Source organism: Pseudomonas sp. GCEP-101, assembly GCF_025133575.1.
Classification (GTDB): Bacteria; Pseudomonadota; Gammaproteobacteria; order Pseudomonadales; family Pseudomonadaceae; genus Pseudomonas; species Pseudomonas nitroreducens_B.
On record NZ_CP104011.1, the window covers coordinates 3,793,303 to 3,818,406 of the forward strand.

Sequence of the window (25,104 nt, forward strand, 5' to 3'; positions counted from 1 at the left end):
AAGCATAGCCGTTGCCGCTCAGAGAGCGTCGAAACCGGGCAGCCGCGGCACGCGCTCGATGAGGAAATCGATCAGCGCGCGGGTCCGGGCCGGCAGGAAAAGCCGCGAAGGATACAGCAGACTGGCCTCCTGGGTAGGCCCCTGCCAGTCCGGGAGCAGACGTTGCAGGCGGCCGTCGGCCAGCAGGTCGGCCACCAGCCAGGCCGGGGTCAGGCCGAAGCCGGCGCCCAGGCAATAGCTTTCGCGGATCGCCAGGGAGCTGTTCACCGTGTAGCGGCTGCGGGTCGCGAGGTTCAGCTCGCGGCCGTCGCCGTGGCGCAGCAACAGGTTCTGCCCGGCATCGAGCCAGGCGAAGCGCAGGTAGTCGGCCAGCGGCAGGTCGTCGGGGCGGCTCAGTGCGGGCTGGCGCGCGAGCCAGGCCGGGGATGCGACCAGGTAGCGCGGCGAGCGCGCCAGCAGGCGCGCGATCAGCTGTTCCGGCCGCTCGCCGCCCAGGCGCAGGGCGAGGTCGATGCCCTCGTCGGCGAGGTCGACGAAGCGGTCGTTGAGCAGCAACTCCACCTCGACGTCCGGGTGCTGCTGCATGAACTCCAGCAGCAGGGCGTTCAGCCGCAGTACGCCCAGGCTCACCGGGGCACTGACGCGAAGGCGCCCGCGCACCTGTTCGGTCTCGCCGCGCGCCTCGCTGACGCCTTCGGCGTAACTCTCCAGCATGCGCCGGGCATGCTCGTAGAAGCGCCGGCCCTGTTCGGTGGGCTGCACGCGGGTGGTGCTGCGGATCAGCAGCTGCGCGCCGACTTGGCGCTCCAGCGCCGCCATGGTCTTGCTTACGGTCGGCTGGCTGCTGCCGGACTCGCGGGCCACCGCGGACAGGCTGCCCAGCTCCACCGCGCGGACGAAACAGTGCAACGCCTTGAGGGTATCCATGTCCTATTCGTTTATCGAATGACGGGTCTGCAAATATGCCGTCTACCACCGTGATTGGGAATGGCCCAGCCTGTGGCCCATTCCATCACTGATGCCGAGGACCGCCATGAAACGATTGCTGCTCGCCGCCCTGATCGCCCTTGCCCTGCCACTGGCGCAGGCCGCGGACGGACACTGGCAAGCCACCTGGAGCGCCAGCCCGCAGCGCACCTGGGGCAAGGAGGTGCCGCTGGCCCTGGGCGTGCCGCCGGTGATCGGCAACCACACGCTGCGCCAGAGCGTGAAGCTCAGCCTCGGTGGGCAGCGCGTGCGCATCGTGCTGTCCAACGCCTACGGCAGCCAGCCGGTGGCCATCGGCGGCGCCGCCGTGGCGCTCGCCGCGCCGGCCGGGCGCCTGGGCGGCCCGAGCCGTCGCCTGACCTTCGCCGGCCAGCCCACCGCGTACATCGCACCGGGCGCCGAACTGCTCAGCGACCCGCTCGACCTCGCGGTGCCGGCGCTCGCCGAGCTGGCCGTATCGATCTACCTGCCGCAGCCCACCGCCATCGAGACCTTCCACTGGGACGGCAAGCAGCGCGTCCATGGCGGGCCGGGCGAACAGCTCGACGCCGCGCGGCTGCCGGCGGACGGCACAATGCAGGCGCGGCTGTTCCTCGCCGACGTGCTGGTGGAGAACCCCGCGCCGCGCCCCGTCGTGGCGGTGCTGGGCGACTCCATCACCGATGGCCGTGGCGCCAGCCTCGACGGCAACCAGCGCTGGCCGGACCTGCTGGCGCAGCGGCTGGCGGCGCGCAACGTCGGCGTGATCAACGCGGGCATTTCCGGCGCGCGGCTGCTTTCCGACGGCATGGGGCAGAGCGCGCTGGTGCGTTTCCAGCGTGACGTGTTGGCCAAGCCGGGCGTGACGGCGGCCATCGTCCTGCTGGGCATCAACGACATCTCCTGGCCCGGCAGCACTTTTGCGCCGAACAACCCGCTGGTGCAGTACGAGGACCTGGTGGCCGGCTACCGGCAACTGATCGCCCAGGCCCACGTGCGCGGCGTGCGCATCGTCGGCGCGACCCTCCTGCCATTCGAGCGGGCGCTGAGCGGTTCGCCGGTGGAGCACTACCATGCCGCCAACAAGGAGGCGCTGCGCCAGCGGCTGAACCAGTGGATTCGCGACAGCGGCGAGTTCGACGCGGTGCTGGACCTGGACGCCCGCCTGCGCGACCCGACCCACCCGCTGCGCCTGCTGCCGGCCTACGACAGCGGCGACCACCTGCACCCCGGCGATGCGGGGAACCGGGCGATGGCCGAAAGCGTGGATATCGATGCGATGCTCAAGGGCATTCTGTAGGAGCGCCCGGCGGGCGCTAATCGCGGGCATGGCCCGCTCCTACAAGAGCCGGACGGTCTTACCTGTAGGAGCGAGCCATGCTCGCGAACACCGCTCACAGACGCGCGCGGAGTAACGCGGTTCGCGAGCAAGAACTGGGCGTCCCCCTCGCTCCTACGAAGGGCAGCCTGGGCAACTCAGCTACCGAATGCCGGCCCGATGCTGTCGTCGTCCACGCCGCGTTCGAGCTTGATCTTCAGCGCGAGGTCGGTGCGCGAATCGGCGAACTTGAGGGCGTCGGCCGCGCTCACCCGGCCTTCCTCCAGCAGCTTGTACAGGCTCTGGTCGAAGCTCTGCATGCCGCTCTCCAGCGCGCGTTCCACCGCGCCCTTGAGCTCGGGCAGTTCGTCGCGCTGGATGATGCCGCGGATGTGCGGCGTGCCCAGCACCAGCTCCACCGCCACGGCGCGGCGCTGGTGGGTGCCGGGCACCAGGCGCTGGCCGACCAGGGCGAGGATGTTCTGCGACAGGTCCGCCAGCACCTGCGGGCGCGCCTCGTCGGGGAAGAAGCGGGTGATGCGCTCGATGGCGTGGCGGCAACTGGTGCCGTGCAGCGTGGCGACGCACAGGTGCCCGGTCTCGGCGTAGTGCAGCGCGTGCTGCATGGTGGCGGCGTCGCGGATCTCGCCGAGCATGATCACGTCCGGCGCTTCGCGCAGCACGTTGCGCAGGGCGTCCGCGTAGCTGTGGGTGTCCAGGCCGACCTCGCGCTGGTCGATGATGGATTTCTTGTGCATGTGGAGGAACTCGATGGGGTCCTCGATGCACACGATGTGCCCGGAGCGGTGGCGGTTGCGGAAGTCCAGCATGCTCGCCAGGGTGGTCGACTTGCCGGCGCCGGCCGCGCCGATCACCAGGATCAGCCCGCGATCCTGCATCGCCAGCTTGTCGAGGATCGGCGGCAGGCCCAGGGACGCGACGTCGGGGATCACCTGCTTGATCAGCCGCACCACCATCGCCACTTCGCCGCGCTGGAAGTAGATATTGGCGCGAAAGCGCCCGATATCCGGCACGCTCAGGGCCAGGTTCATCTCCAGGTCGCGCTCGAAGTCCTGCGCCTGGGCCGGCGACATCAGCTGCCAGGCCAGGGTCTTCACCTCGCCCGGTTGCAGCACGCGATCGTCCGCCGGCTGGCTGTGGCCCTCGGCCTTCAGGTGCGGCGGCGCGCCGACGCTGAAGAACATGTCGGAACCGCCGCGCTCGGGCAGCAGGGCCAGGTAGTGGAAGACATCCGGCAGGGTGTCCGGTGTGGCGTCGTTCATGGGGCCTCCGCTTTCGGCGTGTCGTGGGGTGAACTGTGCCGTGCAATGTGTGAAGGCAAATTGCCATGGATCATCTCCATCAGTAGAGTAGCGCCGCCGCGCGGCCAAGGGCGCCCGGCGACACACTGCCAAACAAGGATGGGTCATGAAACTGAAGATGTTGGGCGCCGCACTGGCGCTTTCGCTGGCCGGCTGCGCCAGCTTCCCGGGGGATCAGGTCGCCGAGACCAAGCTGCCGTCGATGGCGGCCTACCAGCAACGCCCGAGCGTGTTCGTCGATTTCGATTTCTACCAGGGGCAGCCGGGCGCCACCAACGCCGTGGAGATCCCCCAGGCCAAGGAGCAACTCAAGCCGCAGCTGGAAAATCTGCTGCGCGATTCGGGGATGTTCAGCCGCTACACCCTGGACGAGTTCCAGAAGCAGCCGGGCGACTACACCTTGAAGCTGAAGGTGTACAACCACGGCTCCAGCGGTGCTGCGATGGTCGGCGGGTTCATCACCGGGTTCACGCTGTTCATCATCCCGAGCACGGCCAAGGATGAGTACACCATGACCCTGGAAGTGCTGGACGAGAAAGGCCAGCCGCTGCTGGCGCGGCAGAACGACGAGTCGATCCGTACCTGGTTCGGCATCTGGTTCCTGCCCATGGCCGGTAACACCCCCAAGGACGCTGCCGCCGATGCCTTCGGCCGCCAGTTCAACGCGTTGCTCAAGCAACTGGCCGACCAGCAGGTCCTCAAGTACGCCCAGCGTCCGTCGCCGCTGCGCGCCTGAGTCTGACGGCGCGCCACGGGCGCGCCGTTTTTCCCCTTATTGCTGCAGGGCGCGGATGAACGCCGGGTCCTGATACAGCTCCGCGAGCAGGCGGGTCACCAGCGGATTGAAGGCATTGGCCGCGCGCGGGATAGCCACGGCGCCCATGAAGCTGCTGTCCCAGTTGCTGCTGACGGTCTTGGTGCTGCTGTAGAGCGAGCGGTCCTGCTCGCGCAGGTCGAACTCTGCGCTCAGGGTGCCCTTGCCATCGCCGAAGGCGGCGGCGTCCAGCTCGGTCTGGCGCAGGGTGACCGCCAGGTGGCGGGCAGCCCCCGGCTGCAGCAGGCCAGCCAGGCGCAGCTCGTTTTCCAGCGCCTTCTGCACGTGGTTGCTCAGGTTGCCTTCAGGGCTGCGCACCGGGTTGGCGCGCACCATCAGTGAGTCCTGCCCGGGCGCCGCAGTGACGCTGGGAGCGTCCAGTTTGGCCAGCGGCTCCCTGGCCTTGAGCGCCTGGACGTTGTCGTAGCTGGGTTCGTAGCGCGGCATGGTGATGCCGCAACCTTGCAGCAGGAGGACGGCGAGTGCGGCGCAGGTGATTCGGGCAGACATGGGATTTCCTTTCCATCAATGTAAAAAAGGGCGCGAAGATAGCACGATGATGGCACTGCTGGGTTGGCGCCCTTTCGATGGCAAGCGGCCCCGCTTCCTCAGGTCGACAGCTGGTTGGCGAACTGGCCGACGGCGTTGACCACGCGCTGGGCGCTGTCCTGGATCTCGATGATCACCGTGCCGGCCTGGCCGGACAGCTCCAGGCCCAGCTCGGCCTGCTGCTTGCCGCGGTCGATCATCGCCACGGCCTGGCCGGCCAGGTGCTGGTTCTGTTCCACCACGCGGGTGATTTCCTCGGTGGCGGCGCTGGTGCGCGAGGCGAGCTGGCGCACCTCGTCGGCCACCACCGCGAAGCCGCGGCCCTGGTCGCCGGCGCGGGCCGCTTCGATGGCGGCGTTGAGCGCCAGCAGGTTGGTCTGGTCGGCGATGCTGCGGATGCTCTGCACCAGCGCGCCGATGGCCTGGGACTGGCGGTCCAGTGCCTCGATGCCCTGGGCGGCCTCCTGCATGCGGTCGGCCAGCTCGCGCATCACCTCCACCGTCTGCTGGACCACCGCGGCGCCCTTGGTGGCGCTGTCGTCAGTGCTCTGCGAGGTGTCGAAGGCGATGGTCGCGGCCTGCGCGACGGCGTTCTCGCGGTGCACCTGCTCGGTGATCACGGTGGCGAACTTGACCACTTTGTAGAGGCGGTCGTGGGCGTCGATGATCGGGTTGTAGGAGGCCTCCAGCCAGACTTCGTGGCCGCGGTTGTCGATGCGCTTGAAGCGCCCGGTGACGAACTCGCCGCGGCGCAACTTGTTCCAGAACGCCTCGTACTGCGACGAGTTGTATTCCGACGGCTCGCAGAACATCCGGTGATGCTTGCCCTGGATCTGCGCCAGGCTGTAGCCCATGGCGTTGAGGAAGCGGTCATTGGCGGTGATCACTTCACCCTGCAGGTTGAATTCGATCACCGCGGTGGAGCGCTGCAGCGCCTCGATCAGGTTCTCGTGCTCGCGGGAATTCTCGATTGTGCGGGTCAGGTCGCTGGCGTGGATCGAGAAATGCCGGACCACGCCGCTGCTGTCGTGCATCGGCTGAAGGATCGAACGCAGCCAGGCTTCCTCGCCATCGCCGCGCAGCAGGCGGATCACTCCGGCCAGGTGTTCGCCGCGCTCGATGGCGTGCTTGACGCGCAGGTGGAAGTCCAGCCCGCGTACATGGTCGGGGATCAGGTCCAGCAGCGGTCGGCCGATGAGCTGGTCGCCGCGATGGAGCATTTCCTTCTCGAAATTGGCGTTCACCGATTCGATGCGCCCACGGGGGTCGAGGAAGAGGACGAGCATTTCCTGGTCGAGGCTGGCGCGGACCTCGTTGACCGAGGCGAGCTCTTCACGCAGGGCGGCCAGCTCCTGCTTCAAACGCGAGTTGAACATTCGTGGGCATTCTCAAGTGGTGGGCGCGTAGGCTGGTGCCGGATGGCGTCACCCAGTGCATCGGCCGATCCGGCCACGACTTTAGCCTCGAATGAATCGACGTAGCCCCCGTGTTTGAAGGCCTGACGCCGTTTTCAGGCGGCGCTGGTCATTTCCTGACTGGCAGCGATGGCGTGGCGCAGCTGCTCGGTATCCAGCGGTTTGTGCAGCAGTTGGCTGCCGCTGGCGGCGGCCTCGCGCAGGCGCTCGGACGAGGTGTCGCCGGTGATGATCAGCGCCGGCACCTGGCGCGCGAGATAGCTGCGGATACGGCGGATGGCGTCGGCACCGGTCTGCCCGTCGCCCAGGCGGTAGTCGCTGAGGATCAGGTCCACCGGCGCGCGGCCGACATGGCTGGCTTCGATATGCCGCTGGCAGGCGAGGAGGGCGCTGGTGCCGGCATACACGCGATGCCCCCAGACCTCCAGCAGGTTGCTCAGTGCATGCAGCACGTCGGGCTCGTCTTCCACCACCATGATCCCCAGGCCCGGGTGGTCGTGGTCGCTGCGTTGTACCGGCGCCACCGCCTGGAGCGGCGCATGGGCGAGGGGGACGCGCAGGCAGAACACCGAGCCGCAACCCGGCTGAGACTTCAGCAGCAGGCGATGGTCGAGCAGGCGCGCCGCATGGCGGACGATGGCCAGGCCCAGGCCGAGGCCCTGCTTGCGGTCGCGTTCGGCGTTATGCAGCTGGACGAATTCCTCGAAGACCACGTCCTGCAGGCCCGCATCGATGCCGCTGCCGGTGTCCCACACCTGGATTTCCAGTTCCTCGCCACGCCGCCGGCAGCCCAGCAGCACGCCGCCGCGCAGGGTGTAGCGGAAGGCGTTGGTCAGCAAGTTGTCGAGGATGCGCCGCAGCAACAGCGGGTCGCTGTCGATCCACACGGGCTTGCTGTGCACGCGCCAGTCCAGGCAGCGCTCGGCGGCGGTGCCGGCGAATTCGGCGCGCAGGTCGGCGAACAGCTTGGCGAGGCTGACCGGCTCGCGCTCCACGGGCACCACGCCGGCGTCCAGGCGCGAGATATCCAGCAGGCCATTGAGCAGGTCGCCCAGGTTGCCGAGCATGCCGCGCAGGCGCGTGGCGATGTCGCGCGCCTGGCGGGGCTCCACGGGGCCGCGTTCGGCGAGGGCGGCGAGGGCGCCAACGAACAGACCCAGGGCGTGGATCGGCTGGCGCAGGTCGTGGCTGGCGGCGGCGAGGAAGCGCGACTTGGCCTGGTCGGCGGCGCGGGCGCGATCGCGCTGTTCGCGCAGGTCGTGCACCAGCTCGGAGTTCTCCTGGCGCAGGCGGATGGTCTCGCACAGGCTGCGGTAGGTCACCCGGCTGTAGTACAGGTTGACCCCGGCCAGGCAGAGGATGAAGAAGCTGTAGGTGGTGTGCTGCTCGTCGGACACGCTCAGGCAGCGCAGCAGCATAGGCAGCAGCATCGCCGCGAGCGAGCCGATGTAGGCGGGCGGGAAGGCCGACAGCGACGGCACCGCGCCGCACACAAGGCCGGTGAGGACGATGCAGGTGAAGGCGAACAGTTGCGGGTCGCCATGGACGAAGCCGACCCAGCCCAGCCAACCCCAGAGCAGGCTGCTGGCCCAGGACAGCAGCGTGTTGGTCCATAGCCATTTTGCTTCCCGCGTGCGCGCCGGGGCTTGCCGGAAGTACGTGCGTGCCAGGACAATCCGCCCCAGCGTGAGCGCGTACAGCGCGGCCAACCAGCACACCATCGCGGTCGGCGTCAGGGCGCTGCGGAAGATGAACAGCACCGGCACGGGAATCACCAGGTTGGCGAAGAGCACGGCGTACGACTGGCGAAACAACAGATCGGCCAGGTCGCGCTGCAGCGGATTGTTGTCCATGTCCGGAAGGCCTCAGGGAGACGAATGATGGAAGGGAAGCGCGAGTGGCGAGTGCTGATCGCCGATGACCACGGCATCGTCCGCGATGGCCTGCGCCTGTTGCTGTCCACCCTCGACGGCATCGAGGTGGTGGGCGAGGCGGCGGACGGCCTGCGCCTGCAGGCCCTGCTGGAGGAGCAGCGCGCAGACCTGCTGCTGCTCGACCTGAACATGCCCGGCCTCAACCGGCTGCAGTTCATCCATGAACTGCGCCAGCGTCATCCCCGGCTGAGAATCCTGGTGCTCACCGCCAACACCGAACTGGCCACCGTGCGCTCGGTGCTCGACGCCGGGGTGCACGGCTACCTGAGCAAGGGCGAGGACACCGGCGAGTTGCTCGAAGCCATCGCCGCCCTGCGCGGCGGCCAGCACTACCTGGCGCGCAGCCTGCGCTTCCAGCTGGACAGCCCGGGCACGCACCCCTCGGGCGATGCCGACCTGCTCTCGGCGGTGGAACTGACCAAGCGTGAGCGGCAGATCCTCACCCTGGCCGCCCAGGGCCGCAGCGCAAGGGAGATCGCCGAGCACTTCAGCATCAGCCCGCTGACGGTGCGCAAGCACCGCGAGAACCTGATGCGCAAGCTCGATCTGCACAGCACTGCGGAGCTGGCGGCCTACGCCGTGCGCCTGGGCGTGCCCAGCGCCTGAGTCGACTCGGTGGTGCGCCTGCGTGGCCATGCTGAACGTCCTGTTCCCGGAAAGCTGGGAACAGAGGCTAGCGCCGCGCACCGGCGGAAAAAATACGGCAACTGCCGTATGTGCCCGGACCGGGGCGCTCCCTAACCTTCCCTTCACGGACCAGGCGCTGCCCGGATGCACGCCGGCCGATACCCGATCAAGGGAAGGATCACACCATGACTTTGCCTGCCTATTGGGCCTCGTTCGCCGTGGCGACGCTGGCCTTCGCCTGCATGCCCGGCCCGGCCATTCTCTACATGACCTCGCAGACCCTCGCCCACGGCCGCCGCGCCGGCCTCCACGCCGCGCTGGGCATCCACCTGGGTTGCTACGCGCATATCCTCGCCGCCAGCGCTGGCCTCGCCGCCTTGCTGCATCACGCGCCGACGCTCTACCTGGCCCTGAAGCTGGCGGGTGCGGCCTACCTGATCTGGCTGGGCGGCTCGATGATCTTCGGCCGGCGCCGCCTGGGCGGGAGCGGCGAAGAGGAGCGCGAGGCGCGGCCCAAGGTGCTGCGCGACAGCATCATCGTCGAGGTGCTCAACCCCAAGACGGCGCTGTTCTTCCTGACCTTCCTGCCGCAATTCGTCGACCCGGCCGCGAGCCTGCCGGTGGGGCTGCAGTTCTTCATCCTCGGGATGATCGTCAACCTGGTGTTCTCCACCGCCGACGTACTCGCCGTGCTGTTCGCATCGCTGCTGCTCGGCGCGCTCGGGCAGGGGCGCGGGCAGCAACTGATGCCGCGGGTGTGCGGCTCGGTGCTGGTGGGGCTGGGGGTGATGCTGGTGGCGCGGGGCGGGGTGGTGTAGCGCGGTAGCGCCGCACCCAGGCGGGCGCGGCGCGGGCGAAGCGGATCAGTCTTCGCGGCTGGTCACTTCCACCAGGTGGTAGCCGAACTGGGTCTTCACCGGACCCTGGACGACGTTCAACGGCGCGCTGAACACGACCTGGTCGAACTCGCGAACCATCTGGCCCGGGCGGAAGGTGCCCAGGTCGCCGCCGCTGCGGCCGGACGGGCAGGTGGAGTTGTCACGCGCCACCTGGGCGAAATCGGCGCCGCCTTCGATGGCAGCTTTGAGTTCATTGCACTTGGCTTCGCTGGAAACCAGGATGTGACGGGCGGATGCACGGGCCATGGGATAACTCCTGAACAGGCAGTAGGAAAGGGCGAAGCCTAGCTGATTCCGGGCCCGAACCCAATGCGGGTTGCCCAGTGGTTCGGTGTTGCGATGCCCGTGAGCGGCTCTTCATTGTAGGAGCGAGCTTGCTCGCGAACCGCCCAGCTTCGAGCCCGCCGGTAAATCCGTTCGCGAGCAAGCTCGCTCCTACAGGTTCTCCCCCGGCTGTTGCAGCAGGGGCATTGCCGTAGGAGCGGATTCATCCGCGATAGGCATCGCCCAGATGAAGAACGTGCCGGCAAAAAACGATCACGGCTGTAGGAGCGGGCCACGCCCGCGACTGCGCGACACGCGCGGCCAATGCTGATGGCGTTGCCTGTTCTCCCTGCGCGGGTAGGGGAATGGACCTGCCGTCGGCCCTGCCGACGGATCGCGTGCATGGCACGCTCCTACAGGTCGCTACCCGCGCTGGTGTTTGCGGGGCATGCGTAGGAGCGGATTCATCCGCGATGGGCATCGCCCCGATGGAGAACGTGCCGGCGGAATATGATCGCCACTGTAGGTGCGGGCCACGCCCGCGACCGCGCGATCACGCGCGGCCAACGCCGATGGCGTTGCACAGTCTCCCGGAACGGGTGGGCAAGTGGATCGGCGTCGGCCCTGCCGACGGATCGCGTGCATGGCACGCTCCTACAGGTCGCTACCCGCGCTGGTGTTTGCGGGGCATGCGTAGGAGCGGATTCATCCGCGATAGGCATCGCCCGGATGGAGAACGTGCCTGCGGAAAACGATCACGGCTGTAGGAGCGGGCCATGCCCGCGACCGCGCGATCACGCGCGGCCATCCCGGGCTGCCGCCTTTTGTAGGAGCGAGCTTGCTCGCGAACCGCCCGGCACCGGTACCGCCCGGGCAATCACCGCGGACGAAGTTCACTCCTACGCCCGGCCCCTCAGGCCTGCGCAGTACCCAGCACGGCGCTGAGGTGCTGCAGGTAGCGCTGCACATCGTTCTCGATGTTCGGGCGCTTCATCACGTCCACGCACAGGAAGGTGGGCAGCGGGCTCATGCCCAGGAACTGGTTGGCCTTGTGGAAGGGGAAATACACCGCGTCCACGCCCTTGCCCTCGAAGAAGTCGGTAGGGTCGTCGAAGGCCTGCTGCGGTGCGTTCCAGGTCGCCGAGATCATGTACTGCTTGCCCTGCAGCAGGCCGCCGCTGCCGTACTTCTGCGAGGCGTCGGAGCGGGTGCGACCGTCGTTGGCGTAGAGGCTGCCGTGGCCGGCGGTGAATACCTCGTCGAGGTACTGCTTGACCGTCCAGGGCGCGCCCATCCACCAGCCGGGCATCTGGTACACGATCACGTCGGCCCATAGCATCTTCTGCACTTCTTCCTGGATGTCGTAGCCGCCGTCGACGAAGGTTTGCTTCACGTCGAAACCGGCGCGGTCCAGGTGGGCGATGGCGGCTTCATGCAGGGTGGCGTTGTAGCGGCCGTCGGAGTGAGCGAACTGTTTGCCGCCATTGATCAGCAGGATCTTTTTCATGGAGTGGGCTCCGCAAGTCAGAAATTCGATGGCGGCAGAATATCGACCGGGGCAGGGCGGAAACACCCGTTTTCGGACAAATGATCCGTGCGTGAGAATCAAGAATGCAGAAGATTGATTTGCGTCAGCATAGGGCAATCTTTCCTGCCACAGGTACCGCCCCGATGTATGCCTTCATCCTCCAGGCCCACACCCTCCCGGAAAAATCCCAGGCCTTCGAAGACCTCTTCCGCACCTACCTCGCCCCGAGCCGCGCCGAAGAGGGCTGCCTTCAGTACCACATGCTGCGCGATGCCAGCGACCCGACCCTGTTCACCTTCTTCGAGGTCTGGCAGAGCCGCGAACACCTGGCCATCCACACTGCGCTGCCGCACATGCGCGAGTTCCACGAGCGGCGCATGGACTACCTGCGCCGCGATTTCGCCATCCAGGAAGTCGAGGTGATGCAGCCGCGCTGAGCGACCGCGGGCAAGAACCTTCAGCCGTCGCGGAACCTGTGTCTCGCGGGCGCAGCCAAATGCGGAGAAATCACGCATCATTGAGCCCTTTTCGACCATCGGAGCCGTCCATGCCCAGCCAGTCGTTCCTTTTGCGTAGCCTGCTGTTGTCGTTCGGCCTGCTGGCCGCCGCCGGCGCCAGCGCGGCCGACCAGGACCAACTGCTCGAAGCCATCAACGCCTACCGCGGCGACGTGCAGTCCTGCGCGGGGCAGGCTTCCCAGGTGTTGCCGCCGCTATCGCCGGACCCGCGCCTGGCGCTGCCGGCGTCGGCGGGCGAGTGGAAGGCGGCGCTGAACCGCGCCGGCTACCCGATGAGCAGCGTGCGCATGCTCAGCCTCACCGGCCCGCGTGATGTGACGGCCGCGATGAAGGCGCTGCAGGAGAGCTTCTGCCAGGTACTGCTGGACCCGCAATTCGTCGACGTCGGCATCGTCCGCGAGGGCGATGACTGGCGCGTGCTGCTCGGCCGCCCGCTGCTGCAGGGCAAGCTGGGCACCTGGGAAGCTGAAGGCCAGCAGTTGCTGCAGGCGATCAACGCCGCGCGCAGCCATGCGCGTCAGTGCGGTGGGCAAGCGTTCACGCCGGCCCCGGCGCTGAGCTGGAACGCGACCCTGGGCGGCACCGCCGAAGCCCATAGCCGCGACATGGCCAACAACAACTACTTCGACCACAAGGGCCGCGACGGCAGCACGCCGGGCGACCGCGCGGAGCTCAACGGCTACGCCGGCCAGCGCATCGGCGAGAACATCGCCGCCGGGCAGGGCAACGCGCAGAAGGTGGTGGACAGCTGGCTGACCAGCCCCGGCCACTGCGCCAACCTGATGAACCCGCAGTACAGCGAGCTGGGCGCCGCCTACGCGGCTGACCCGAAGAGTGACGCGGGTATCTACTGGACGGCGCTGTTCGGCTCGCCCTGAGCCGTCATCGATCGCCGCGGGTGGCGCCCGGCTCGCTGGCCTGGCGCTTGACCTTTGCCGCGAGGACGGCGGCCTCGACCGCTGCCAGCGTGCCCGAGGCTGCCGGTAGCTCCAGCACGCGGCTCTCGGCCAGGGTGGACACCTGCTCGCCGTTGTCCAGGGTGAATTCGACGAAGGCCAGGTGCTCCGACCAGGAACGATAGCGCCGCACCATGAACAGGCTGTGGCGGCTGCGCACCGAGCTGATCTTCTCCAGGGCGACCTGCCGGTGGCTGTCCTTGCCGCACAGCACCAGTTCGCCCTTGTCGATGAACGCCGGTTCGGCCTTCGATACCCGCCGCCATTCCACGGCGAAGCGTGCGCCGAGCAGCAGCAGGCAAAGGGGCAGGGCGGAGAACAGGGCAACCACGCCGCTGAACAGCTTGATCAGCGTGAACGCGGCCATTGCCAGCAGGATCAGCAGGGTGACGGCGCGGTAGAAGTGGACGTTGTCGAACTCGGTCTGCGGCAGGAACCGGACATCCATGTGTGTGTTTCCTCGGCGAGTACGAAACGTCCTTCAGCCAGACTTTTTAGCAGAGTGCTCGCCGCTCGCCCTGTGAGGCGGATCACGGCGTGGGGCAATGCACAAAGAAAAACCGGCGCCAGGGCGCCGGTTTTCATGTGCTCCGCGGGAACCGGGGTGGTTCCCGCCTCAACCTGCCACTTTAGTGCGGCTGGTTCAGGGTCAGGCGCATGTGGCGGTTCACATCCTTGTACAGCAGGTAGCGGAAGCGACCGGGGCCGCCGGAGTAGCAGGCCTGCGGGCAGAAGGCGCGCAGCCACATGAAGTCGCCGGCTTCCACTTCGACCCAGTCCTGGTTCAGGCGGTACACCGCCTTGCCTTCGAGCACGTACAGGCCGTGTTCCATCACGTGGGTCTCGGCGAACGGAATCACGCCGCCCGGCTCGAAGTTCACGATGTTCACGTGCATGTCGTGGCGCATGTCGGCCATGTCGACGAAGCGGGTGGTGCTCCAGCGGCCTTCGGTATCGGGCATGACCTTCGGCTCGATGTCCTGCTCGTTGGTGACGAAGGCTTCGGGCAGCGGTACGCCATCGACTTTCTGGTAGTGCTTGCGAATCCAGTGGAAGCGGGTGTGCTGGCCGCTGGTGTTGCGTACCTTGTAGTCGGCGCCCGGCGGAATGAACGCATAGCCGCCCGGCTGCATCGTGTGCACTTCGCCCTGCAGGGTCAGGGTCAGCTCGCCTTCGACGATGAACAGCACCGCCTCGGCGTTGACGTCCTGCTCGGGCTTGTCGCTGCCGCCCTGGGGCGCCAGTTCGACGATGTACTGCGAGAAGGTCTCGGCGAAGCCCGACAGCGGGCGGGCGATGACCCACATGCGCATGTTGTCCCAGAAGGGCAGGTGGCTGGTGACGATGTCACGCATCACGCCCTTGGGGATAACGGCATAGGCTTCGGTGAACATGGCGCGGTCGGTGAGCAGCTCGGTCTGTGCCGGGTGCCCTCCGTGCGGCGCGTAATAGGTGGATTTGGCCATGGGTACTTCCTCATTGTTGTCTTGCTGCCCCGGCGCGTGCGGCGCCGTGGCGGGCAATGCGTGCAGAGCGGCGCGCTGTCGGTGCGCGGGCCGTCGCTGGCAGCCACGATATCCAGCGCCGTGTTCATGCACAAATTAAATGTTGGAATCCGCTGTATTTGGTTTCTGAATGCCTGTCAGCCCTGTGTATCCTGCGCCAGCACGCGCGACAGTACCCGCGCCAGCTCCTTCACCATCGGGTCCACCGCTGGCCGGTGCAGCATCGCCACCTCGAACACGTCCACCGAGGGTAGCCCGATATTCTTCGGCAGCACGGCGTGGCCGGCCGTTACCGCGCGCTGCGGCAGCAGGCCGATGCCCATGCCGTCGGCGATGGCCGACTGGATGCCGGACAGGCTCGAACTGGTGAAGCTGATGTGCCAGCGCCGGCCGATGGATTCCAGCGCGGCGATCATCTCGTCGCGGTACACCCCGCGCGGCGGGAAGGTCACGATGGGCAGCGGGTCCAGTTCGATGCAGGCGTTCTTCGCGCTGTCCACCCAGCGCGTTTTCTCCGGCCAGCAGGCCACTGCTTCGCGGGCGTTCTGCCGTTGCTTGAGCAGCACCAGGTCCAGCTCGCCCCGGTCATAGCTGGCGGACAGGTCGCGGCTCAGGCCGCTGGTGACCTCCAGCTTCACCTGCGGGTAGCGGCGGTTGAAGGCTGCCAGTTGTTCGGTGGTGCGCCCGGTGGCGAAATCGTCCGGCACGCCGATGCGCACCGTCAGCGCCACGGTGGCGCCGGACAGCGCCTCGACCATCTCGTCATTCAATGCCAACAGGCGTCGGGCATAACCCAGCAGCGTGTCGCCCGCGTCGGTGGGCAGCACGTCGCGATTGCCGCGCTCCAGCAGGCGGTGCCCGGCCATCTCCTCCAGCCGACGGATCTTCTGGCTGACGGTGGACTGGGTCGAGTGCAGGCGAGCGGCGGCCGTGGTGAAACTGCCGCAGTCGGCCACCGTGACGATGGCGCGGAGCAGATCGAGATCGAAGAGGCGGGTATTTGGTTTGTCACTGTCGCTCATGGCGGTATCGGAAATCTGAATGCGATACCGCTTTCTAACAGCTCACCCCGAGCCCGGCAAATCACCTGGCGCCAGCTGCGCTCAGAAGTCGACGGTCTTTGCCCACGGATCGAAGACGCTGCTGCCGCGGCGGTCGCCCTTGCGGCGGTCATCTTCGAAGCGAATGGTTTGTCGTCGATCGGCGCTGCACCGGCGCTCGCCGTGGCGGGTGTCGATCTGGAACCTGGCCTTGGGCTTGGCTGGCATCGCCGCCACGGGCGCGGCGGCGGGTTCCATGGGGACCAGGCTCAGTTCATCACTGTTCAAGTCATCGAAGTTGAAATCGCTGAGGTCGAAATCGTCGTCGAGATTCATCACGCGTCGCTCCACTGCAATACCCTCAGAGGTGAGCGTAGAAGCGTAGTGGCGCTGTGCCGTTTCAGCCGACGGACTGCACGTCAGGTGTTCCTCTCAGTCGATCAAGATTCCAAAAGCTGGCTCTACCGGGGGAATCACACGTAGAGGGTCTTCATGAAACGTCTACCGCAGTCCCTGCCGGAGCTGGCCGCAGTTGCCGCGTTGTCCGGTTGCATGAGTAATGAAGAGTTCCTCGCCCCAACCAGCAGGGCGCGATCAAGGCCACCGAATCGCGGGCGAAGTTCTAGATGAACTGTGAGGCGGTGACCAGCAGCGTGCTGTCGAGCAAGGTCACCAACGTGCGCCGCGCCATGGAGCGCACCGAGTACACCATCGGCGTGCGCGGCTGTAACAAGCAGGCGACCTACATCACCTACTGCCTCAACCCGGAAACCTGTAACGCCATCGCCGATACGGCGCGGATGGGGACTCCATGAGCAAGCTCGGGATGGCGCGTGCGCAGCCCATCCCGAGTTCCCTCCAGCTGGTCTGAGCCTAGCCTGTGTAAGCAATTATTTCGCTCTGGAAACTCCGCTCCAGCGCTCCGGTCTGTAATGGCAAGCCGCCATCTCCGCACTTCAGCATCCGGCCCGGAAGGCGGCTCTTTCCTCTGGCCTGATCGAGGAGTTCGCTCCACCCCCGCCTTTGTCGCAATACCCAACACGCTTTCGAGGTGCCAGGCGCCAGCGCCACAAGGGTGTGGCGCGCGCCATCAGTTTCCCTGGATCACGAGACGATCTCGTAAGGAATGTCCATGAAGCTCAAGCTAGTTCTGCTGGGTGCGGTTCTGTTGTCGTCGCCGATTTATCAGGCTGTGGCGGATAGTTGTCGGCCGAATGCGTACGGCGGAAATGACTGCAACTACGACGATGGCACCTGGTCGAGTAGCCGCAAGAACTACTACGGGGGATATGACACCCGATTCAGCGACGGGCGCCACTCGACCAGTCGCGCAAACGTTAACGGTGGGCTGGATACCAATTACAGCGATGGAACGTACTCAACCAGTCAGTCAAACGTTAACGGTGGTGTGGATACCCGCTATAGCGACGGCACCTACTCGTCCAGCAGCGCGAACGTGAACGGTGGCTCGGATACCTCATACAGCAACGGTGGCTACTCCAGAAGCAGACCCAACAGCTCCGATGGTCAGGACACGACTTACTTCAGCCACGACGGCAAGCGCTGGTAAGAATATTTCCCTGCTCCTTGCAGGATGGAGCGCCGCGCCGCTTCGTCCTGCAATTCGATTTTCCAAGGCAATCCTGCTGATGCCACCACAATGTGCAGGCATGCCATTTCGGTGTAAACCCAATGCCTCAATCCAGCCAGCTATGCCACGCCAGGCGAATCGCGCCGTCCTGCAAGGGCAGCAGCGTCAGGTTCGGGGTCTGGCGCAGGTCGGTGACCAATTGGCTCCAGGCGGCGGAATCGTCGCTGGGCTCGCGGCGCAGGGTGATGCCGAGGTTCTTCAGGGTGGTCGGGTCTGCCAGCAGGGCGTTCACGCGGGCGGACAGCTGTTCGTAAGGTGCGGCGTGCATGGGAGGCCTCCGGTTCGGGGTGGATGGAAAGTACTGTATGTAAATACAGTATTTCTTGTAAAGGCCTGAGTGATCATCGGTTGGCTGGTTTCTGGTGAAGGTGGAATCCGGCGCTCTCGGGCAGTGTCTCGCCCGGTGCTCGGCGCTCGCTCAAGCGCGCAAGCCTCGGGAATCACGGGATTGAGCGCTGCTCCGTTTTTATCGTTCTGAAAATGGAACGCTAGAGGCAATTTTTGCCGTCTGGTGGAGCAAGGGTGTCGAAATTAACCTTTGCTCCATGCAGTGACGCACTGCACGACGAGTCCAAACCTTCCGGCCCGGCCGGCACCCACTGAAAGCAAATCGAGGATTTCACCATGACCAACGCCACCTACAACCGCCTGGACAAAGACAACGCCGCCGTACTGCTGGTCGACCACCAGGCTGGCCTGCTCTCGCTGGTGCGTGACATCGATCCGGACAAGTTCAAGAATAACGTGCTGGCCCTGGGCGACCTGGCCAAGTTCTTCAACCTGCCGACCATCCTCACCACCAGCTTCGAAACCGGCCCCAACGGTCCGCTGGTGCCCGAGCTGAAAGCGCAGTTCCCGGACGCCCCGTACATTGCCCGCCCCGGCCAGATCAACGCCTGGGACAACGAAGACTTCGTCAAGGCGGTGAAGGCCACCGGCAAGAAGCAACTGATCATCGCCGGCGTGGTAACCGAGGTGTGCGTGGCCTTCCCGGCGCTGGCGGCCCTGGCCGAAGGGTTCGATGTGTTCGTGGTGGCGGATGCCTCCGGCACCTTCAACGAGATGACCCGCGACGCCGCGTGGCGCCGGATGGAAGCGGCCGGCGCGCAGCTGATGACCTGGTTCGGCGTGGCCTGTGAGCTGCACCGCGACTGGCGCAACGACATCGAAGGCCTGGCCGCGCTGTGCTCCAACCACATCCCGGACTACCGCAACCTGATCACCAGCTACAACGCGCTGACCGCTGGCAAGTAAGCCTCCGCCGAACTGAAGACCGGAGCCTCGAAAGAGGCTCCGGTTTTTTGCGTCGCACGTGTGCATCGCCCACCTGTAGGAGCGGGCCACGCCCGCGACCCGTCGGCAAGGCCGACGCTTCCTTTGCTCCGGCATCGCAGGTCTACTGCCTTGGTTTGGGGATTTGAGCGCCGCTTCGGCATGCCCGAGCGTTCTCTAAAAATCGTAAAGGCCCAGTCCTGCAGACTCCGAGCGCTACGCCTCCGTAGGAGCGGACCTTGTCCGCGAAATCCCCCGCGGCGGAAGCAAATCTCCCAGGCCCCCGCTCATCCGCCATCTGTAGGAGCGCGCTTGCTCGCGAACCCGTCGGTGCAGCGCCCGGTCCATAGCGGACGAAGTCCGCTCCTACCCTGCACGCCTGCGCTTGGGTGGCCCTCACCCTAACCCTCTCCCAGAGGGAGAGGGGACTGTAGGTGCAGCATGAACCCACAGCGTCAGCCGGCACGATCTGCTCCCTCTCCCTGGGGGAGAGGGCTGGGGTGAGGGGAAAGCGCAAACACAGAGCTATCTGGGGAAAGACAGGTGCTCCTGCGCAGGCGCCAACCGCGGCAGTGCCGCTAATAGCCCGCAGCCATCCGCAGGGGATTCGCGGACAAGGTCCGTTCCTACGCGCCAGGCCTGGGCTGCCGGGGGAGGAGGGGAGCGATTAGCCTTCCTGGGTGAGGAGGCTGGAGCGGCGGTCACGTAGCGTGACCGCGAAGAAGTAGGTGCCACTCTGCACCCAGGCGCGTCGGTAGTTTGGCATTTGAAAAAACGTTGTACATCCCCGGTGCAATAAGGGCTTCAGCCAGGTACGTTACGCCAGCTTATCAGTTCTTGTCTTTCCTCTGTTTTTCCAAGTATGCTCTTGTAAGTTATGTCAGTGATTGCTAAGATCGCGTCATTCAATGTCACTGATGCGGGGGGTTTTGATGACTGACTCTAGGACCCTTCTGGAGTATCTCCGGATAACCATTGACAAGGAAAAGAAAGGGATTGAGGAGTCTCAGAAGAGGCTTGAAGAGCTAGAGAAGGCTCTCGCTGTGCTGGAAGTATTGGGGAAGCGTATGCGTGAAGAGATAGGATCAAGCCTTCCATACGCTGAGCTTTCTGTAGGTACTAAGTTAGAGTCTCCAGCTCCAGCTCCAGCTCCAGCTCCAGCTCCAGCTCCAGCTCCAGCTATCCAAGCGCTCACCTTCGTCGAAGAAACACGACAGGTCATCGCTCAAGAGTTTAGCGATGACCGGGAGTTTACCGTTGCGATGGTGGAGGAGGCCTTCCTGCGCTCATCCAAAGCGGTAAACGGCAAGAGCCCGAGAGCCAGAATAGCAATGGCTCTAGCTGATTTAGAGGGCGAAGGCATTGTAGTTCGCACGTTTAGAGCGAGGGGAAGCGTTCCTCACCGTTTTAAGCTAGCTAAAGCAACTCAGAAATAAGAAGGCCCTGCTTTGCAGAGCAGGGCCTAGTACCAACCACGTTCTCGGCAGAGGACAGAACATATCGGAGGCAAACATGAGTCTGGCTGACTCGCTGGTGCATCTCCTCATTGACTTGAGGTTGGTTGTGCTCGCAGCCCTTACCTTATTAGGTAATTTCTGAAAGCAAGCTGGATTATCTATCAAGCTTGGCGCATTGTCTAACCGGCAGGCGGCTCTCGATCTGGTTCACTCCTCGACGTTAGAAAACAAAAAGCCCCGCACTAGGCGGGGCTCTTCGCTTTTCTAATCACTGCCCCAAAAATCCATTTCGGGTTACAGCGCATCTAATGGTCTTGACTTGCGGTCTTGCTACTACTTCCGTCAGTCCCAGCTCAGCGCGCCGCCGGTCTGGTACTCGATTACGCGGGTCTCGAAGAAGTTCTTTTCCTTCTTGAGGTCCATGATTTCGCTCATCCACGGGAACGGGTTGCTGGTGCCCGGGTATTCCTCTTTGAGGCCGATCTGGGTCAGGCGGCGGTTGGCGATGAACTTGAGGTAGTCCTCCATCATCGCGGCGTTCATGCCCAGTACGCCACGCGGCATGGTGTCGCGAGCGTATTCGATCTCCAGCTGGGTGCCCTGGAGGATCATCTGGGTGGCCTCGTCCTTCATCTGGGCATCCCACAGGTGCGGGTTTTCGATCTTGATCTGGTTGATCACGTCGATGCCGAAGTTCAGGTGCATGGATTCGTCGCGCAGGATGTACTGGAACTGCTCGGCGGTGCCGGTCATCTTGTTGCGGCGGCCCATGGAGAGGATCTGGGTGAAGCCGCAGTAGAAGAAGATGCCTTCCAGGACGCAGTAGTAGGCGATCAGGTTGCGCAGGAACTGGCGGTCGGTCTCCGGGGTGCCGGTCTGGAACTGCGGGTCGGAGATCGAGCGGGTGTACTTCAGGCCCCAGGACGCTTTCTTCGCGACGCTCGGGATCTCGTGGTACATGTTGAAGATTTCACCCTCGTCCATGCCCAGCGATTCGATGCAGTACTGGTAGGCGTGGGTGTGGATCGCTTCCTCGAAGGCCTGGCGCAGGATGTACTGGCGGCACTCGGGGTTGGTGATCAGGCGGTAGACGGCCAGCACCAGGTTGTTGGCGACCAGGGAGTCGGCGGTGGAGAAGAAGCCGAGGTTGCGCATGACGATGCGGCGCTCGTCTTCGGAGAGGCCGTCCTTGCTCTTCCACAGGGCAATGTCGGCGTTCATGTTCACTTCCTGGGGCATCCAGTGGTTGGCGCAACCATCCAGATACTTCTGCCAGGCCCAGTCGTACTTGAAGGGTACGAGCTGGTTGAGGTCGGCGCGGGCGTTGATCATCTGCTTGTCGCCGACTTGTACGCGGGCGGCGGAGCCTTCGAGATCGTCCAGGCCTTCCTGGATGTCCAGGGCGTCGAGGGCCTGCTTGGCGCGGGCGACGGCGTCGGAGTCGTTGGCGGAAACGGCGCGCGCTTCTTCGACGGAGCCGGCGGCGTCGGCGTCGAGTTTGTCAGCGTTCTGCGCGGCGGCCTGGGCGACTGCCGGGGCGGCCTTGGCTTCGGTGGCGTCTTCTTTGTCGAATTCGTCCCAGCTCAGCATGGGTCCTCTCCTGTTCTGGATGGCCGTTCTAGGGCGGCCTGATGTCTGGTGGCGTGGGGTGCACGCTAAGAGCTTGTGCTTCTTCCGTCCTGCGCGTGCGCGGCGGAGGAGGCTGTTGTTCGGTGGGGAAAAGGGGCCCGATAGAGCCCCTCACCCTAGCCCTCTCCCAGAGGGAGAGGGGACGTGCGGTCTGCCGTTTCGGTGTCAGCGCCGCTTTCGCGGCGCGCTCACCTTATTGGCAAGCTTCGCAATCAGGATTGTCGATGGAGCAAGCCTGAGGAACCGGAGCCGGCTTCGGCTCTGCGGCCGGGGCGGCTTGCAGGCCTTCGTTGCCACCGGCCGACACGGCGTTGAGCTTGCCGGTGTTGATGGTGGACTTCTCGGTGCTGGTGGCGGCCAGGGCACGGAGGTAGTAGGTGGTCTTCAGGCCACGGTACCAGGCCATGCGGTAGGTCACGTCCAGCTTCTTGCCCGAGGCGCCGGCGATGTAGAGGTTCAGGGACTGGGCCTGATCGATCCACTTCTGGCGGCGGCTGGCGGCGTCGACGATCCACTTGGTCTCGACTTCGAAGGCGGTGGCGTACAGGTCCTTCAGGTCTTGCGGGATGCGCTCGATCTGCTGCACGGAGCCGTCGTAGTACTTCAGGTCGTTGACCATGACCGGGTCCCACAGGCCGCGCACCTTGAGGTCGCGAACCAGGTAGGGGTTGATCACGGTGAACTCGCCGGAGAGGTTCGATTTCACGTACAGGTTCTGGTAGGTCGGCTCGATGGACTGCGATACGCCGGTGATGTTGGCGATGGTCGCGGTCGGCGCGATGGCCATGATGTTCGAGTTGCGGATGCCTTTCTGTACGCGAGCACGTACCGGAGCCCAGTCGAGGGATTCGGTCAGGTCGACGTCGATGTACTTCTGGCCACGGGCTTCGATGAGGATCTGCTGGGAGTCCAGCGGCAGGATGCCCTTGGACCACAGGGAGCCGTCGAAGGTCTCGTAGGCGCCACGCTCGTCGGCCAGGTCACAGGAGGCCTGGATGGCGAAGTAGCTCACCGCTTCCATGGACTTGTCGGCGAACTCGATGGCAGCGTCGGAGCCGTACGGGATGTGCTGCAGGTACAGCGCGTCCTGGAAGCCCATGATGCCCAGGCCCACCGGGCGGTGCTTGAGGTTCGAGTTGCGCGCCTGCGGGACCGAGTAGTAGTTGATGTCGATAACGTTATCGAGCATGCGTACGGCGGTCTTCACGGTCTTCTCGAGCTTGGCGGTGTCCAGCTTGCCGTCGACGATGTGGTTGACCAGGTTGATCGAGCCCAGGTTGCAGACCGCGATCTCGTCCTTGTTGGTGTTCAGGGTGATCTCGGTGCACAGGTTCGAGCTGTGGACCACGCCCACGTGCTGCTGCGGGCTGCGCAGGTTGCACGGGTCCTTGAAGGTCAGCCACGGGTGGCCGGTCTCGAAGAGCATGGAGAGCATCTTGCGCCACAGGTCTTTGGCCTGGACGACCTTGAACACCTTGATCTTGTTGTACTCGGTCAGGGCTTCGTAATACTCGTAGCGCTCTTCGAAGGCCTTGCCGGTCAGATCGTGCAGGTCCGGTACTTCGGACGGGGAGAACAGGGTCCACTTGCCATCGTCGAAGACGCGCTTCATGAACAGGTCCGGAATCCAGTTCGCGGTGTTCATGTCGTGGGTACGGCGACGGTCGTCACCGGTGTTCTTGCGCAGCTCGAGGAATTCCTCGATGTCCAGGTGCCAGGTTTCCAGGTAGGCGCAGACGGCGCCCTTGCGCTTGCCGCCCTGGTTCACGGCCACCGCGGTGTCGTTCACCACTTTGAGGAACGGAACCACGCCCTGGGATTTGCCGTTGGTGCCCTTGATGTAGGAGCCCAGCGCACGCACCGGAGTCCAGTCGTTGCCCAGGCCGCCTGCGAATTTGGACAGCATGGCGTTGTCGTGGATGGCGTTGTAGATGCCCGACAGGTCGTCCGGCACGGTGGTCAGGTAGCAGCTGGAGAGCTGCGGACGCAGGGTGCCGGCGTTGAACAGGGTGGGGGTCGACGACATGTAGTCGAACGAGGAGAGCAGGTTGTAGAACTCGATGGCGCGAGCTTCACGGTCCTTCTCTTCGATGGCCAGGCCCATGGCCACGCGCATGAAGAAGACCTGCGGCAGTTCGAAACGGATGCCGTCCTTGTGGATGAAGTAGCGGTCGTACAGGGTCTGCAGGCCGAGGTAGGTGAACTGCTGGTCGCGCTCGTGGTTGATCGCGGCGCCCAGCTTGGCCAGGTCGAATTCCTTGAGCTTGCTGTCGATCAGCTCGAACTCGGAGCCTTTCTCGACGTAGGCGGCCAGGGCCTTGGCGTACAGGTCGGCCATCTCGTGGTGAGTGGCGCTTTCGGCGACGCCCAGGAAGCCCAGGGCTTCGGCGCGCAGGGTGTCCATCAGCAGGCGGGCGGTGACGTAGGAGTAGTTCGGCTCGCGCTCGACCAGGGTACGGGCGGTCATCACCAGGGCGGTGTTGACGTCCTTCTCAGCGACGCCGTCGTACAGGTTCTTCAGGGTCTCGCGTTCGATCAGCTCGCCATCGACTTCGGCCAGGCCTTCGCAGGCTTCGCGGATAATGGTCTGCAGGCGGCCCATGTCCAGCGGCTGGGTGCTGCCGTCGGCCTTGGTGATGCGGATGCTCGGGTGCGGCTGGGCGATGTCGCTGGCGGTGCCGGCGTTCTTGCGCTCGTTGGCACGGGCTTCGCGGTAGATCACGTAGTCGCGGGCGACTTTCTGCTCGCCGGCGCGCATCAGGGACAGTTCGACCTGGTCCTGGATCTCTTCGATGTGGATGGTGCCACCGGAGGGCATGCGGCGCTTGAAGGTCGCGGTGACCTGTTCGGTCAGGCGGCGCACGGTCTCATGGATGCGCGACGAGGCGGCGGCGGTGCCGCCTTCCACGGCGAGAAACGCCTTGGTGATGGCTACGGTGATCTTGTCATCGGTGTAGGGAACTACGGTGCCGTTGCGCTTGATCACGCGCAGCTGGCCGGGCGCGGTGGCGGCCAGATCCTGGGCGGATTCGGCGGCCTGCGGCGCTGCGGCCTGCGGGTTCTCGCGAGTGGTGTCGATTTGCATGGGTGGTTGTCTCCACGTTCTCGTAATGGGTTTGTTGCCGACGCCAGGGGCGCCATCTCAAAAGCAAGGAGCGAATAAAGAGCAAAAAGAGCAGTCGCCCGCGGGTGCAGCCGCGGGCTGGAATTCGTCTGGAACAGGGGGAGTGACCCGAAGCGCCTCCCTGGCCCAACTCGGGTGCCGGCTTTACGGGCCGGGACCACAATACCTAGTGGTGTTGAACGTTACGTTGCAACACCCGTACCGCATTTCCATCGACATGAATCGCTCCTTGCGGGCGGGGCCGCCTGGCACATCAGACCGTCTGGAATACGCTGTGGTGGAACCGGAGGAGCCGTGGAACAGGCTCGGAATTTCG

Annotated in this window: 24 protein-coding genes and 1 pseudogene; 10 read left to right on the top strand and 15 right to left on the bottom strand. The window is 65.1% G+C overall.

Annotated elements, in window-relative coordinates:
- Positions 1-18: 18 nt before the first annotated feature.
- Entirely contained in the window at positions 19-927 is a 909-nt protein-coding gene (locus tag N0B71_RS17425; RefSeq protein ID WP_259753914.1) for a LysR family transcriptional regulator, read from the bottom strand.
- A 106-nt stretch (positions 928-1,033) separates the two neighbouring features.
- Here N0B71_RS17425 and N0B71_RS17430 point away from each other — a divergent pair, with 106 nt between their 5' ends.
- On the top strand, positions 1,034-2,266 hold the full coding sequence (locus N0B71_RS17430) for an SGNH/GDSL hydrolase family protein (protein WP_259753915.1): 1,233 nt from the start codon (positions 1,034-1,036) through the stop codon (positions 2,264-2,266).
- A gap of 176 nt (positions 2,267-2,442) precedes the next feature.
- On the opposite strand, the gene N0B71_RS17435 is transcribed toward N0B71_RS17430, so the two are convergent.
- Positions 2,443-3,567, bottom strand: a complete 1,125-nt coding sequence (locus N0B71_RS17435; RefSeq protein ID WP_259753916.1) for a PilT/PilU family type 4a pilus ATPase — start codon at positions 3,565-3,567, stop codon at positions 2,443-2,445.
- 145 nt (positions 3,568-3,712) lie between these two features.
- Between N0B71_RS17435 and N0B71_RS17440 the strand changes: the two genes are divergently transcribed.
- On the top strand, positions 3,713-4,342 hold the full coding sequence (locus N0B71_RS17440) for a hypothetical protein (protein ID WP_259753917.1): 630 nt from the start codon (positions 3,713-3,715) through the stop codon (positions 4,340-4,342).
- Between the two features lie 36 nt (positions 4,343-4,378).
- On the opposite strand, the gene N0B71_RS17445 is transcribed toward N0B71_RS17440, so the two are convergent.
- The 4 genes and pseudogenes from N0B71_RS17445 to N0B71_RS17455 form a co-directional block, all read right to left on the bottom strand.
- Complete coding sequence (locus tag N0B71_RS17445) at positions 4,379-4,930, bottom strand: hypothetical protein (protein ID WP_259753918.1); 552 nt, start codon at positions 4,928-4,930, stop codon at positions 4,379-4,381.
- Between the two features lie 98 nt (positions 4,931-5,028).
- A complete protein-coding gene (locus N0B71_RS28285; protein WP_442964682.1) occupies positions 5,029-5,607 on the bottom strand; it encodes a methyl-accepting chemotaxis protein in 579 nt (192 codons plus the stop codon).
- A gap of 9 nt (positions 5,608-5,616) precedes the next feature.
- Positions 5,617-6,345: pseudogene (locus N0B71_RS28290) on the bottom strand (PAS domain-containing protein); the annotation flags it as partial.
- Between the two features lie 134 nt (positions 6,346-6,479).
- Positions 6,480-8,237, bottom strand: a complete 1,758-nt coding sequence (locus N0B71_RS17455) for a hybrid sensor histidine kinase/response regulator (RefSeq protein ID WP_259753920.1) — start codon at positions 8,235-8,237, stop codon at positions 6,480-6,482.
- A 27-nt stretch (positions 8,238-8,264) separates the two neighbouring features.
- Between N0B71_RS17455 and N0B71_RS17460 the strand changes: the two genes are divergently transcribed.
- Together N0B71_RS17460 and N0B71_RS17465 are read left to right on the top strand one after the other, a co-directional pair.
- Positions 8,265-8,924, top strand: coding sequence for a response regulator (locus tag N0B71_RS17460; RefSeq protein WP_259753922.1), 660 nt, complete (start codon positions 8,265-8,267; stop codon positions 8,922-8,924).
- A gap of 206 nt (positions 8,925-9,130) precedes the next feature.
- The gene (locus N0B71_RS17465; protein WP_259753924.1) at positions 9,131-9,763 is read left to right on the top strand and encodes a LysE family translocator; all 633 of its coding nucleotides are present in this window, start codon (positions 9,131-9,133) and stop codon (positions 9,761-9,763) included.
- Positions 9,764-9,808: 45 nt separating this feature from the next.
- Here the strand turns inward: N0B71_RS17465 and N0B71_RS17470 are convergent, their stop codons facing one another.
- The gene (locus N0B71_RS17470; protein ID WP_015476599.1) at positions 9,809-10,090 is read right to left on the bottom strand and encodes a peptidylprolyl isomerase; all 282 of its coding nucleotides are present in this window, start codon (positions 10,088-10,090) and stop codon (positions 9,809-9,811) included.
- A gap of 931 nt (positions 10,091-11,021) precedes the next feature.
- Positions 11,022-11,615, bottom strand: coding sequence for an NAD(P)H-dependent oxidoreductase (locus tag N0B71_RS17475; RefSeq protein ID WP_259753927.1), 594 nt, complete (start codon positions 11,613-11,615; stop codon positions 11,022-11,024).
- Positions 11,616-11,779: 164 nt separating this feature from the next.
- Here N0B71_RS17475 and N0B71_RS17480 point away from each other — a divergent pair, with 164 nt between their 5' ends.
- Positions 11,780-12,073: a putative quinol monooxygenase gene (locus tag N0B71_RS17480; RefSeq protein ID WP_259753928.1), complete on the top strand. Its 294-nt coding sequence runs from the start codon at positions 11,780-11,782 to the stop codon at positions 12,071-12,073.
- Positions 12,074-12,183: 110 nt separating this feature from the next.
- A complete protein-coding gene (locus N0B71_RS17485; RefSeq protein WP_259753929.1) occupies positions 12,184-13,032 on the top strand; it encodes a CAP domain-containing protein in 849 nt (282 codons plus the stop codon).
- A 4-nt stretch (positions 13,033-13,036) separates the two neighbouring features.
- On the opposite strand, the gene N0B71_RS17490 is transcribed toward N0B71_RS17485, so the two are convergent.
- The 4 genes from N0B71_RS17490 to N0B71_RS17505 all read right to left on the bottom strand — a co-directional run bounded on the left by N0B71_RS17490 (position 13,037) and on the right by N0B71_RS17505 (position 15,991).
- Complete coding sequence (locus N0B71_RS17490) at positions 13,037-13,558, bottom strand: hypothetical protein (protein WP_259753930.1); 522 nt, start codon at positions 13,556-13,558, stop codon at positions 13,037-13,039.
- Positions 13,559-13,739: 181 nt separating this feature from the next.
- Complete coding sequence (locus N0B71_RS17495; protein ID WP_259753931.1) at positions 13,740-14,576, bottom strand: bifunctional allantoicase/(S)-ureidoglycine aminohydrolase; 837 nt, start codon at positions 14,574-14,576, stop codon at positions 13,740-13,742.
- A gap of 176 nt (positions 14,577-14,752) precedes the next feature.
- Positions 14,753-15,637: a LysR family transcriptional regulator gene (locus N0B71_RS17500; protein WP_259753932.1), complete on the bottom strand. Its 885-nt coding sequence runs from the start codon at positions 15,635-15,637 to the stop codon at positions 14,753-14,755.
- An 81-nt stretch (positions 15,638-15,718) separates the two neighbouring features.
- Entirely contained in the window at positions 15,719-15,991 is a 273-nt protein-coding gene (locus N0B71_RS17505; protein WP_259753934.1) for a hypothetical protein, read from the bottom strand.
- Positions 15,992-16,281: 290 nt separating this feature from the next.
- Between N0B71_RS17505 and N0B71_RS17510 the strand changes: the two genes are divergently transcribed.
- Together N0B71_RS17510 and N0B71_RS17515 are read left to right on the top strand one after the other, a co-directional pair.
- Positions 16,282-16,470 (top strand): hypothetical protein, encoded by a 189-nt coding sequence (locus N0B71_RS17510; protein ID WP_259753935.1) that lies wholly within the window; start codon positions 16,282-16,284, stop codon positions 16,468-16,470.
- A 317-nt stretch (positions 16,471-16,787) separates the two neighbouring features.
- Positions 16,788-17,225 carry a hypothetical protein gene (locus N0B71_RS17515; RefSeq protein WP_259753937.1) on the top strand — a complete coding sequence of 146 codons (438 nt, stop codon included), beginning with the start codon at positions 16,788-16,790 and terminating at the stop codon, positions 17,223-17,225.
- A 127-nt stretch (positions 17,226-17,352) separates the two neighbouring features.
- Here the strand turns inward: N0B71_RS17515 and N0B71_RS17520 are convergent, their stop codons facing one another.
- Positions 17,353-17,574: a DUF1654 domain-containing protein gene (locus N0B71_RS17520; protein WP_259753938.1), complete on the bottom strand. Its 222-nt coding sequence runs from the start codon at positions 17,572-17,574 to the stop codon at positions 17,353-17,355.
- A gap of 356 nt (positions 17,575-17,930) precedes the next feature.
- On the opposite strand from N0B71_RS17520, the gene ycaC reads away from it, so the two are divergent.
- On the top strand, positions 17,931-18,560 hold the full coding sequence (ycaC, locus tag N0B71_RS17525; protein ID WP_024767455.1) for an isochorismate family cysteine hydrolase YcaC: 630 nt from the start codon (positions 17,931-17,933) through the stop codon (positions 18,558-18,560).
- A gap of 950 nt (positions 18,561-19,510) precedes the next feature.
- Complete coding sequence (locus N0B71_RS17535) at positions 19,511-20,014, top strand: hypothetical protein (protein ID WP_259753940.1); 504 nt, start codon at positions 19,511-19,513, stop codon at positions 20,012-20,014.
- A gap of 363 nt (positions 20,015-20,377) precedes the next feature.
- Here N0B71_RS17535 and N0B71_RS17540 read toward each other — a convergent pair whose 3' ends face one another.
- Together N0B71_RS17540 and N0B71_RS17545 are read right to left on the bottom strand one after the other, a co-directional pair.
- Positions 20,378-21,625, bottom strand: a complete 1,248-nt coding sequence (locus N0B71_RS17540; RefSeq protein WP_024763120.1) for a ribonucleotide-diphosphate reductase subunit beta — start codon at positions 21,623-21,625, stop codon at positions 20,378-20,380.
- Between the two features lie 232 nt (positions 21,626-21,857).
- A complete protein-coding gene (locus N0B71_RS17545; RefSeq protein WP_259753941.1) occupies positions 21,858-24,749 on the bottom strand; it encodes a ribonucleoside-diphosphate reductase subunit alpha in 2,892 nt (963 codons plus the stop codon).
- Positions 24,750-25,104: the final 355 nt, after the last annotated feature.